The sequence below is a fragment of the Lysobacter arenosi genome (genome assembly GCF_016613475.2).
In the GTDB taxonomy this organism is placed as follows: domain Bacteria; phylum Pseudomonadota; class Gammaproteobacteria; order Xanthomonadales; family Xanthomonadaceae; genus Lysobacter_J; species Lysobacter_J arenosi.
Genome location: NZ_CP071517.1, coordinates 1,603,966 through 1,615,554 on the forward strand (window position 1 = coordinate 1,603,966; position 11,589 = coordinate 1,615,554).

The 11,589-nt window shown below is 67.9% G+C and carries 10 protein-coding genes and 2 pseudogenes; 8 read left to right on the forward strand and 4 right to left on the reverse strand.

Translation table 11 applies throughout. The features are described from left to right. Positions 1–57 precede the first annotated feature (57 nt). From bamA to HIV01_RS07525, 6 genes are all read left to right on the forward strand, one after another. Positions 58–2,532, forward strand: coding sequence for an outer membrane protein assembly factor BamA (bamA, locus tag HIV01_RS07500; protein WP_200605996.1), 2,475 nt, complete (start codon positions 58–60; stop codon positions 2,530–2,532). A 22-nt stretch (positions 2,533–2,554) separates the two neighbouring features. Next, positions 2,555–3,571: a UDP-3-O-(3-hydroxymyristoyl)glucosamine N-acyltransferase gene (gene lpxD, locus HIV01_RS07505; RefSeq protein ID WP_200606001.1), complete on the forward strand. Its 1,017-nt coding sequence runs from the start codon at positions 2,555–2,557 to the stop codon at positions 3,569–3,571. A gap of 108 nt (positions 3,572–3,679) precedes the next feature. Next, positions 3,680–4,135, forward strand: coding sequence for a 3-hydroxyacyl-ACP dehydratase FabZ (gene fabZ / locus HIV01_RS07510; protein WP_200606010.1), 456 nt, complete (start codon positions 3,680–3,682; stop codon positions 4,133–4,135). Between the two features lie 3 nt (positions 4,136–4,138). Next, the gene (gene lpxA, locus HIV01_RS07515; RefSeq protein WP_200606020.1) at positions 4,139–4,942 is read left to right on the forward strand and encodes an acyl-ACP--UDP-N-acetylglucosamine O-acyltransferase; all 804 of its coding nucleotides are present in this window, start codon (positions 4,139–4,141) and stop codon (positions 4,940–4,942) included. 100 nt (positions 4,943–5,042) lie between these two features. Then, complete coding sequence (lpxB, locus tag HIV01_RS07520; protein ID WP_245156938.1) at positions 5,043–6,239, forward strand: lipid-A-disaccharide synthase; 1,197 nt, start codon at positions 5,043–5,045, stop codon at positions 6,237–6,239. Between the two features lie 10 nt (positions 6,240–6,249). Then, positions 6,250–6,879, forward strand: a complete 630-nt coding sequence (locus tag HIV01_RS07525; protein ID WP_200606403.1) for a ribonuclease HII — start codon at positions 6,250–6,252, stop codon at positions 6,877–6,879. Positions 6,880–7,002: 123 nt separating this feature from the next. On the opposite strand, the gene HIV01_RS07530 is transcribed toward HIV01_RS07525, so the two are convergent. The 4 genes and pseudogenes from HIV01_RS07530 to HIV01_RS18325 all read right to left on the reverse strand — a co-directional run. Further along, positions 7,003–7,425, reverse strand: coding sequence for a hypothetical protein (locus HIV01_RS07530; RefSeq protein WP_200606023.1), 423 nt, complete (start codon positions 7,423–7,425; stop codon positions 7,003–7,005). A gap of 56 nt (positions 7,426–7,481) precedes the next feature. Beyond that, complete coding sequence (locus tag HIV01_RS07535) at positions 7,482–7,958, reverse strand: hypothetical protein (RefSeq protein ID WP_207527176.1); 477 nt, start codon at positions 7,956–7,958, stop codon at positions 7,482–7,484. A gap of 73 nt (positions 7,959–8,031) precedes the next feature. Next, a pseudogene (locus tag HIV01_RS18320) lies at positions 8,032–8,316 on the reverse strand (tetratricopeptide repeat protein); the annotation flags it as partial. A 1,228-nt stretch (positions 8,317–9,544) separates the two neighbouring features. Further along, positions 9,545–9,814: pseudogene (locus HIV01_RS18325) on the reverse strand (winged helix-turn-helix domain-containing protein); the annotation flags it as partial. Between the two features lie 140 nt (positions 9,815–9,954). Here HIV01_RS18325 and HIV01_RS07545 point away from each other — a divergent pair. Next, entirely contained in the window at positions 9,955–10,608 is a 654-nt protein-coding gene (locus HIV01_RS07545) for a YkvA family protein (RefSeq protein ID WP_200606040.1), read from the forward strand. A gap of 262 nt (positions 10,609–10,870) precedes the next feature. Further along, positions 10,871–11,503 (forward strand): YbdD/YjiX family protein, encoded by a 633-nt coding sequence (locus HIV01_RS07550; protein WP_200606043.1) that lies wholly within the window; start codon positions 10,871–10,873, stop codon positions 11,501–11,503. Positions 11,504–11,589 lie beyond the last annotated feature (86 nt).

Here is an 11,589-nt window from a genome sequence, read left to right on the forward strand (position 1 = left end):
GCCTTCTCGACCCGACGCCCGGCTCCGGGCCTCCAAGACCCTCTTCCGGACGTACTAATGACGCGAACCCCTAACCGCCGCCTGCTTGCCCTCGCCCTCGTCGCGGCGCTGAATTCCACAGCCCTGCCCGCGCTGGCGCAGTCGGTGGATCCGTTCGCACTGTCGGGCGCACCGGACACGACCGGCGCGCAGGTCGCGCCGATCGGTTCGTTCACCGTCAGCGACATCCGCATCGATGGCCTGCAGCGCATCTCCGCCGGTACGGTCTTCACCTACCTGCCGGTCGAGCGTGGCGACACGATGGACAGTTCGCAGGCGGGCGACGCGATCCGCGCGCTGTACAAGACCGGCTTCTTCGAGGACGTCAAGGTCGGCCGCCAGGGCACCATCCTGGTGATCACCGTCACCGAACGCCCGGCCATCAACAAGCTGACGCTGACCGGCAACAAGGACATCAAGTCCGAGGACCTGCTCAAGGGCCTGAAGGAAGCCGGCCTGTCGGAAGGCGATACCTTCGACCGCCTCGCCCTGGACCGCGTGACCCAGGAACTGACCCGCCAGTACAACAACCGCGGCAAGTACAACGTCGAGATCAATCCGACCGTGTCGCGACTCGACCGCAACCGCGTCGACGTCACCATCACCGTCAAGGAAGGCAAGGCGGCCAAGATCCGCCACGTCAACCTGATCGGCAACGAGAAGTTCGAGGACGAGGCCATCCTGGAGCAGTGGGAATCGCGCGAGCACAACTGGCTCAGCTGGTACAAGCGCGATGACCAGTACTCGCGCGAGAAGCTGTCGGGCGACCTGGAAAAGCTCAACTCCTGGTACCTCGACCGCGGCTACGTCGACTTCGCCGTCGACTCGACGCAGGTGTCCATCAGCCCCGACCGCCAGGACATGTTCCTCACCGCCGGCGTGACCGAGGGCGAGCAGTACAAGGTGTCCACCGTGCAGGTCACCGGCGACACGATCCTGCCGAAGGAGCAGATCGAGCGCCTGGTGCTGGTCAAGCCTGACCAGATCTTCTCCCGTCGCCTGCTCGAGATCAGCTCCGACTCGATCATCGCCACGCTCAGCAACGTCGGCTACGCCTTCGCACAGGTCAATCCGATCCCGGACGTCCATCGCGAAGACAAGACCGTCGGCATCAACATGCAGGTCGTGCCCGGTCCGCGCGTCAACGTGCGCCGCATCGCCTTCAAGGGCAACAGCCGCACCAGCGACGAAGTGATCCGCCGCGAGATGCGCCAGTTCGAAGGCTCCTGGTACTCGCAGGCGGCGATCGACCGTTCCAAGATCCGCCTGCAGCAGCTGGGCTACTTCGAGACCGTCGACGTCGAGACCGTGCCGGTCGCCGGCAGCAACGACGAAGTCGACGTGGTCTACAACCTGAAGGAAACCACCTCGGGCAGCTTCGTGTTCGGCCTGGGCTTCTCGCAGCTGTCGGGCCTGACCGCGCAGATCCAGCTGTCGCAGACCAACTTCCTCGGCAGCGGCAACCAGGTGTCGGTGCAGGCGCAGCGCAATGACTACATGCAGCGCTACGACTTCTCGTTCCGCAACCCGTACTTCACCGACAACGGCCTGTCGCTGGGCTACAACCTGTGGTGGCGCGAACTCGATTACTCCGACTTCAACACCGCCCAGTACTCGACCAACTCCGGCGCAGCGCAGGCGGTCTTCGGCCTGCCGATCACCGAGACCGACACGGTCACGGCGATGCTGGGCGTGGACACCAATGAAATCCTGGTGTTCGCCGACACGCCGCCGAGCATCGTCGACTACGTCAATGCGCTCGACCGCAATACATTCCATGCCTGGCGCGGTGAAATCGGCTGGGGTCGCAACTCGCTCGACAGCTTCCTGACCCCGACCCGCGGCATGCAGCAGCGCGTCTGGCTGGAAACCACCCTGCCCGGCTCGACCGTCGAGTACTACAAGCTCAACTACAACATCTCCAAGTTCTGGCCGCTCAACCGCCACCTGGTGCTCAACACGCGCGCCGAACTGGGCTACGGCGACAGCTACGGCGACGCCACCACGCGCGACTTGTGCCGCACGCCGGGCAATTACGTCTGCCCGCCGGGCAGTCCGGACTTCGTGCGCACCATCACCGCCGATGGCCTGCCGTTCTTCGAGAACTTCTACGCCGGTGGTGTGCGCTCGGTCCGCGGCTTCACCGACAACACCCTGGGTCCGCGCGAATTCGGCCAGCCGCTCGGCGGCGCGTTCAAGACGGTCGGCTCGCTGGAAATGTACTTCCCGACCCTGCTCGACACGCCGGCCGCGCGTGTTTCCGCGTTCGTCGACTTCGGTAACGTCTACAAGGACTACGACAGTTTCGATGCGGGCGAGCTGCGTGCTTCGACCGGTATCGCGCTGATGTGGCGCTCGCCGATGGGCCCGATCTCGATCAGCTATGCGTACCCGCTCAAGAGCCAGGACGACGTGAGGAACGAGAACGGCACCTTGATCGAGCAGGGGGACGAACTGGAGCGCCTGCAGTTCACCTTCGGCGGCACGTTCTAAGCAGCCGGCAACGGGTTCGAGCATGCCTGGTCCGTCCTTCAGCGCAGCCGAACTGGCACAGCGCTTCGCCCTGCAGGTGCAGGGCGACGGCGCGGCGCGCGTGGATGGCGTAGGCACGCTGGCCAAGGCCGGGCCGCAACAGCTGGCCTTCCTCGCCAACCCGAAGTACCGCGGCCAGCTGGCCAGCAGCGGCGCCGGCGTGGTGGTCATGCGGGAAGACGACGCGGTCGGTTACTCCGGCACCGCGCTGCTTGCGCGCGATCCTTACGCCGCTTTCGCCAAGATGTCGGCGTTGTTCGAGCCCAGGCCGCTGCGGGAAGCGGGCATTCACCCCTCGGCCGCGATCGACGCCACCGCCAGCATCGACCCGCAGGCCCATGTCGGTCCGTTCGTCAGCATCGGCGCGCGCAGCCGCGTCGAGGCCGGCGCGATTGTCGGCGCCGGTTGCGTCATCGGCGACGACTGCGTGGTCGGCGCCGGCACCGAACTGATCGCACGCGTCACCCTGGTCACCCGGGTCCGCATCGGCCAGCGCGCGGTCATCCATCCTGGCGCGGTGATCGGTGCCGCCGGCTTTGGCCTGGCGATGGAGGCCGGCCGCTGGCTCAACGTGCCCCAGCTCGGCGGCGTCGTCATCGGCGACGACTGCGAGATCGGCGCCAACACCACCATCGACCGCGGCGCCATCGAGGACACCGTGCTCGAAGAGGATGTGCGCCTCGACAACCAGATCCAGATCGGCCACAACGTGTTCATCGGCGCCCACTCGGCGATGGCCGGATGCTCGGCCGCCGCCGGCAGCGCGCGCATCGGCCGCTATTGCCTCATCGGCGGTGGCGCCGGCGTGCTGGGCCACCTGGAAATATGCGACAAGGTCGTCATCACCGCGATGAGCCTGGTCACCAGCTCGATCCGCGAACCCGGCGAGTACTCCTCCGGGACGCCCTTGATGGACAATCGCAGCTGGCGCAAGAATGCCGCGCGCTTCAAGCAGCTCGACGCCATCGCGCGGCGGCTGCCGGGCCGACGCGAGGACTGAGCCGGCGCCCATCCGGGCGCCTTCACCCGGTTTGCCCCCGATTACTGCAATGCTGGCCCCCGCCGCGGACGACCTCCGGCAGCGACGGACCGGCTGAAAGGACCCCTGATGAGCCATACTGTGGAACTACCGATCGACGTCAACACCATCCAGACGCTGCTGCCGCATCGCTATCCGTTCCTGCTGGTCGATCGCGTGGTCGAGTTCGAAGCGCACAAGCGCGTGCTCGCCTACAAGAACGTCACCTGCAACGAGCCGTACTTCCAGGGCCACTTCCCCGGCCACCCGGTGATGCCGGGCGTGCTGGTGGTGGAAGCGCTGGCCCAGGCCGGCGGCATCCTGACCCAGCTGTCGAGCCAGACCACGGCCGATGGCCGGCTGTTCTACCTGGTTAAGATCGACAACGCCAAGTTCTCCAAGATGGTCGTCCCCGGCGACCGCCTTGACCTGGATGTCACGCTCAAGCGCGTGATCCGCAACGTCGCGATCTACACCGGCATTGCCAGCGTCGCCGGCGAGCAGGTCGCCTGCGCCGAGATCGTCTGCGCCGAGGCGAAGGCCTGAGCCATGTCCGAAGCGCACATCCATCCCACCGCCAACATCCACGCCAGCGCCGTGGTCGAAGCCGGTGCGCGCCTGGCTGCCGGTGTGCAGGTGGGTGCGCTGTGCTACATCGGGGCCGAGGTCGAAGTCGGTGAGAACACCGTGTTCGGCCCGCATTGCAGCGTCATCGGCCCGACCCGCATCGGCCGTGACAACCGCTTCGTCGGTCATTGCGCGATCGGCGGCGAGCCGCAGGACAAGAAGTACCAGGGCGAGCGCGTCGAGCTGGTGATCGGCGACCGCAACCTGTTCCGCGAGTTCGTCACCGTCAACCGCGGCACCGGCACCGGCGGCGGCGTCACACGCGTCGGCAACGACAACTGGATGCTCGCCTACACCCACGTCGCCCACGACTGCATCGTCGGCAACCACTGCGTGTTCTCCAACAACGCCACGCTGGCCGGTCACGTCGAAGTCGGCGACCACGTCATCCTCAGCGGCTTCGCCGGCATCCACCAGTTCTGCCGTATCGGCGCGCATGCCTTCATCGGCATGGGTGCGCTGGTCAATGGCGACGTGCCGCCGTTCGTGATGGTCGCCCAGGACGGCTACGGCCGCCCGCGCGGCATCAACAGCGAAGGCCTCAAGCGTCGCGGCTTCGACGCCGGACGCATCAGCGCGATCAAGCGCGCGTACCGGGCGCTGTACATGTCCGGTGGCACGCTGGAAGAGGCGCGCGCCAAGCTGGCCGAGCTGGCCGGCGACAGCGACGACGTGCGCGCGGTGCTGGCGTTCGTCGACGCCGGCGAGCGACCGCTGCTGCGCTGACTCATCGTCGTCCCGGCGTTCGCCGGGATGACGGGGCCTTGGCTGGGCTATCATCCGTTCGCAATCGCGGTCCTGCCGCCACCCTTCACGCGAGCCGGCTTTGACGCACTCCGCCAGTCCATCCTCCACCGCTCCGCGCATCGCCCTGTGCGCCGGCGAGGCTTCCGGCGACCTGCTCGGTGCCGGCCTGATCGAAGCACTGCGCAAGCACTACCCCGACGCCCGGTTCGCCGGCATCGGCGGCGAGCAGATGCGCGAAGCCGGATTGGACGCCTGGAACGATGCCTCGGAACTGGCGGTCATGGGCCTGTCGGAAGTGTTGCGCCACCTGCCCCGCCTGCTGCGGCTGCGACGCGGATTCCGCCAGCGGCTGCTGGACTGGAAGCCCGATGTGTTCATCGGCATCGATGCACCCGACTTCAACCTCGGCGTCGAGAAGTGGCTGCGCAAGCGCGGGCTGCGCACCGTGCATTACGTGAGCCCGTCGGTATGGGCGTGGCGCGAGAAACGCGCCGAGAAGATCGGACGCAGCGCCGACCGCGTGCTGTGCCTGTTCCCGATGGAACCTGCGATCTATGCCCGCCACGGCGTCGACGCGCGCTTCGTCGGCCATCCGCTGGCCGACGAGATGCCGCTGGATCCCGATCGCGACGCGGCCCGTCGCCAGCTCGGGCTCGACCTTTCACGGCCGTTGCTGGCACTGCTGCCGGGATCGCGCGTCGGCGAGATCGAGCGCCTGGGCGCCGATTTCCTGTCCGCCGCGGCACTGCTGCTCCAGCAGGACCCGCAGCTGCAGGTCGTGGTGCCGATGGCCAACGAGCACGCCAGCGCGGCATTCCAGCGCGTGCTGGCGGCGCATCCCGACAGCATCACGCTGACGCCGGCGCTGCGGGTCATCCGCGGCCAGGCGCGCACGCTGATGATCGCCAGCGACGTGGTGCTGCTGGCCTCCGGCACGGCCACGCTCGAGGCGATGCTGGCCAAGCGGCCGATGGTGGTCGCCTACAAGGTCGCGGCCAGCACCTACGCGCTGGTCAAGGGCCTGGGCATGCTCAAGGTCGACAACTACGCGCTGCCCAACGTGCTCGCCGGCGAGCGCGTGGTGCCCGAACTCATGCAGGCCGACTGCACGCCGGAAAATCTCGCCGCGGCCGTGTCGACATGGCTGCACGATCCTGCCGCGACCGCGGCATTGCAGCCGCGCTTCCGCGATCTGCACCTGCAACTGCGTCGCGATGCATCGGCCAGCGCCGCCGATGCCGTCAGCGAACTGATCGAGGCCGGCCGTGGCCAATGACGGCTCGCAGATGCCGCTGGACCTGAGCGCGCGCAGCGATCCGACGCCGCCGCGCATCGCCGGTGTCGATGAAGCCGGTCGTGGTCCGTTGGCCGGACCGGTGGTGGTTGCAGCTGTCGTGTTCGCGCCCGGGCGCACGCCTGTCAACGGCCTGGACGATTCCAAGCAGCTGACCGCGGCACGACGCGAAACGCTGTACGACCGCATCATCGAGCGCGCGCTGGCCTGGCACATCGAGTTCGTCACGGTCGAGGAGATCGACCGCATCAACATCTACCAGGCGACGATGTCGGGCATGAGCCGTGCGCTGTTCGCCGTCAGCCACGTCGCCGACCTGGCGCGCATCGACGGCAATGCGTTGCCGCGCTCGCTGCCGTGTCTGGCGGAAGCATGGATCGGCGGCGATGCACGCGACCGCACGATCATGGCCGCATCGATCCTGGCCAAGGTAGCGCGTGATCGCCACATGCAGCAGCTGCACGCGCAATGGCCACACTACGGTTTCGACCAGCACAAGGGCTACGGCACGCCCGAGCACCTCGCCGCGCTGACTCAGCACGGACCGTGCCCGCAGCATCGCCGCAGCTTCGCGCCGGTGCGCGAGGCGCTGGCGATGGTGACACCGCAAACGGCGGCGTGAAAACAACAGGCCCGCATCCAGCGGGCCTTGGCCTCAACGCCGGACGGTGATCTCCGGATGAGGATCGATCGCGCCCGCATCGCCGCGGACCACATGGGTGCAAGACCCTGCTTTCGTCATCGTCTACTTGCGGATGATGATGGCCGGGTCGAGCGGCGTGCCGTTGGCCACGATGTCGTACTCGAAGCGACGCTCTCTCTCATTGGGGGGCAGCTGCATCGCCGTGATGTTCACCACGAACCTGCCGTTCTGCATCTGCGACGGCACTTTCAGCGGCGCTCCCTGTCCACCGGGATTGGCCGCCTTGAACCTGAGCTTGAACTGGACGTCGTTGCCCTGGTCGTTGACCCAGGCAATCCTGCTGCCGGGCAGCACCACGCACTCGTCGCTGCTGACCCTCGGACCGCTGGAGACCCGGATCTCGACCGGTTGCTGGTTGGAGGTCTGCTTGCCGCATTCGGCCGCCACGGCCTTGCTGCTGCAACCCGACAAGGTCATGCATCCGGTGACGGCCACGGCCGCCACCGCTAGCGTTATTGCTTTCATTCTTCTTCTCCTCGGTTTGTGCCCGCGGGGGAACGGGCCTGTGATCACCGCCCCGCTCAGGGGGCGCGCGATGCCGTCATTTCTTGCGCCGCCAGTCGCCGCAGCACCGGCGTGGCCACGATCCGCACTTCCGGAATGCCATGCTTGCGCGCGGCGTCGAGCTGTTTGCGCGCAGCGGGCCAGTCGTTGAGCGATGCCATGGTCTGTGCGCCCCAGAAGGCAACTTCGCCACGCTCGGTCGCAATCGATTCGGCTTTGGCCAGCATCGACCGCGCCCGGTCGTTTTCGCCGAGGTTGGCCAGATACCAGGACAGCTGCGCGAATCCCTGCGCGTCGTCGGACTTCAGCTTGAGGTAGCGATCGGCCATCTGCGATGCACGCAGGTAAGGCTCGCGCGCCTGCGCGGCCGTCGTCGCGGATGCCGACAGCGCGTCGCCGAGGTTGCCCCACAGGCGGAAGTCGCTGCCGTCGAGCTCGGCTGCATGGCGGTACAGCGCGGCGGCTTCTTCGTAGGCGCCGGTGTCGTACTTCACCGAGCCCCAGGTTGCTCAATGCCGCGTAGTTCGGCTTGATTTCCAGCGAGCGCTCGTAGGCAGCGATTGCCTGCACGGCATTGCCGTTGGCCTGGTACAGCCCGCCCAGGCTGCTCCACAGGTCCGCGTCGTCCGGCTTCAACGACACGGCCGTGCGATACGATTCGATCGCCGCGGGCACGTCGCCGCTGGTGTACTGGTGGTAGCCCCGCTCCTGGAACACTCCCGCATCGCGTGGACGCAACTTGCGCGCGCGTTCGAAATAGTCGAGCGCCAGATCGCCGCGACCCTGCGCGCTGGCAACGCCCGCGAGGCCCCAGGTAAGCCTCCGCGCGCAGCGCCGGATCGACCAGCGCATGCGTGTACTGCTCGATGGCGGCCTCGGACTCGCCGCGGGCGCGATGCAGGTCGCCCATCGCCAGGCTCACTTCGCGCAGCGAGGGGTCCATGTCCGATGCGCGCTTGCAGGCCGATTGCGCGCGTTCGAACGCGGCCGTGTCGCGCGCGGATTCGAAGCGTTCGATCTCGGCGCGGCAGATGCCGGCCTGGGCGCGCGCAAAGCCCGGATCGATCGCCAGTGCGCCGCGGAAATAGTTGATCGCGCTGGCGGGGTTGGCCTTGTCGCCGCGCACGCGGATCTCCTGCTGGCCCTTGAGGTAGGCGTCGTAGGCGGCGACGTTTCGCGTCGGCGTCAAACGCCGTGCCAACGCCTGCCGCGCCGAATCCAGTCCGGTGCCCGGCAGGACGCCCACCAGCGCCTGCACCACTTCGTTGGCAATGTCGCTTTGCAGGGCGAACACGTCACCGGTCTCGCGATCGTAGCTATGAGCCCACAACGTGAAACCCGTGCGCGTATCGGACAAGCGCGCGCTTATCCGCACCCTGGGACCCTCGCGGCGGACGCTGGCGTCGAGCAGCGTGGCCACGCCGAGCTGGGCGCCCAGGGCCTTGATGTCGACCTGCTGCTTGCCGCGTCCGGGCGCGGCGACCACGCGCAGGCCGGGTACGCCGGCCAGGGCGTCGTGCATCTCCACGCCCAGGCCTTCGGCGAAGTAGCCGTCGCGGCTGTCGGTGCTGAGGCTGACGAAGGGCAGCACCGCGATCGAGGCCTCCGCCACCGGCGCCGCAGTGCGTTCACGCTCGCCGAACCAGTAACCGCCGGCAGCGATGGCCAACAGCGCCGCAGCTGCCAACCACCATCGGCGCCGTGCCAGCGCCCTGCGCCGGGTACGGAATGCGGTGGGCACCACCGCCGGAGGCGTCGCGAGCGGCGCTTCGTCCTCGGGCGCCAGCGCGAACCCCGCCTCGTCGGCCAATGTCCCGGCGCTGGCGGCGCGGTAGCCGGCTGCGTGGTGGGCATCATCGACCGCCGGCGCCTCGGCCTCGTTGGCCGCCACGTTCATCGATGGCGGCACCGATTGCCTGACTGCGGCGACACCTTCGAGCGGATCGGCCGCCGGCTCGGCCCGGGCGGGGGGTTCCTGCGACTCGGACCCGGCTTCGGCCGCGGCCTTGAGTTCGCCGATGAACCGGTACCCCAGGGCGTGCTGGGTCTGGATGAAGCGGGGCCGCTGCGAGTCGTCGCCCAGGGCGTGACGGAGCTGGGCGATCACCCGGGTCAGGACGCCGGGGGTGACATGGCGGTGCCCCCATACCTGGTCCAGAAGTTCGTCGCGACCGACCAGCTCGCCGGCCCGGCGCAGCAGCAGCAGCAGCACCGCGAAGGCCTTCGGCTCGACCGTCTGGGGTGTTCCGGCACGCGACAAGGTATGCGCGGTCGCGTCGACCACGATGTCGTCGAATCGGTAACTTTCGGTGGTTAGCCCGCCCTGGCCTGCCATCCCGTTCGGATTCATCGGCAAAACCTCATGGCGCCCTCATCAACCAGAGCGGACGATGAGGAAAGGCACGCACGGCCATCATGACTCATGTCTGCCGGTGGAGGAACCTGATCCGGCGCCGCAAGAACGGTGCCATCCCCCCCACGGAGACCGTCATGAACGCCATCATTTCCAACCCGAACCAGCTGTCCGCTTCCCTGCCGACCATCCTGGACGTGCCGTTTGAAGGCTCGGGCCGTCGCCACAACATCAATGGCTTCGACCTGCGCAATGCCGATGTCGACCGCTTCAACGGCCTGCTCGCCCGCCTCGGCCGGACCCAGTCGCTGGACACCGACCAGCTGGCCAGCGCGGCCCGCGAATTGTGCGATCGCAGCATCCACGACTTCTCGCCGCCGAGCATCCGCCAGCGCCTGCGCCGGATCGCCGCGGTCGAACAGATGGTCGGCGACGCCCGCTGGGAACCGGCCAATGACGCGGTCGATACCGCCCAGCTGATCGTCGACTATGCCCGCAGCCGCGACGACCTGATCCCGGACTGGCTGCCCAAGGTCGGCCGTCTCGACGACGCGATCGTGGTCGACGCCGCGTGGCCGAAGGTGTTCGCCGAGGTCGAGGACTACCTCGACTACGTCCGCCTGCGCAGCCTGGAAGCGCACCGCCGGGGTTGCGCGGTCGCCGCCTTCGAGTTCGGCCGCAAGGACTGGGAGCAGATGCGCTATGAGGAAGCGGTCTATGCCGAGCACGAGCGCCAGATCCGCGAGAGCAGCTACCTGCCCGGTTCAGTGTCCATGTTCCGCGTGCACTGAACGGCGGCATCGTCGGAGCCAGCTTGCTGGCAACCTGCGACGCCGACGTGGTCGCCAGCAAGCTGGCCCCTGCGAAGGCGCCTGGGAAAGCACGGGAGGCCGCCGAAAGGCGGCCTCCTTGCGTCCGGGGTCTGCAACGCCATCGGTCACCGTCACCATTGACCGAAGAAACTTCACGGGCATGGGCGCATCATCGGACTCCCGGCTCGCACGCCGCCGGCCAATGCGAGTCCAGACCACCCGGCCGGAAGCGAGGTGTGTCATGCGTCAGCACCATCCGACACCCACCCCCGAACCCTTGCCGTTCGACCACATGTACAGCGGCATGCAGGCGCGTCGCTACGCCGACGAGATCCCGCTGGCCGAAGCGGCGGTCGCACGTTTCGACCAGCTGCTGCACGAGATCCACGCCGACGCCCCGCGCGTCAACGCCGACCGCATGCAGCAACTGGCGGCCTGGCTGCTGAAGCTGCCGGCCGACCACGCCCACGACGTCATCGATTCGCGCCTTCAGCGCGTGCACGAACTGCGCCTGATGCTCGCCGACGAGGACTGGGACAGCGACGCGGCGACGCGCGCGCGGATCGGCCAGCTGCTGGCCTACATCGATCGCGAGGACGACCTGATCGCCGACCACACGCCGGTGCTCGGCCAGCTCGACGACGTGCTGATGATCGAGCTGGCCTGGCCGGCCTTCGCCGACGACGTCGAGGACTACCGCGACTACTGCGAGTACCGCCGCATCGAGCACCCGGCCGGGCCACCGCCGGCCAGGCGCGCAGCGTGGGTGCGCGACCGTCTCGACGAGCTGGCGCTGTGGCAGCACATGCTGTGGGTTCGCGAGCAGCACTACGCACCGTGGAACCTGCCGGCCCAGTTGTTCCGCGTCAGTTGACCGGTGCCGTGTCGTGGCCGGACGGATGGCCTGACGGGAGGCTGTCAAGGCTTGTACGCGCCGGCCGGACTGATAGGCTGGCCTGT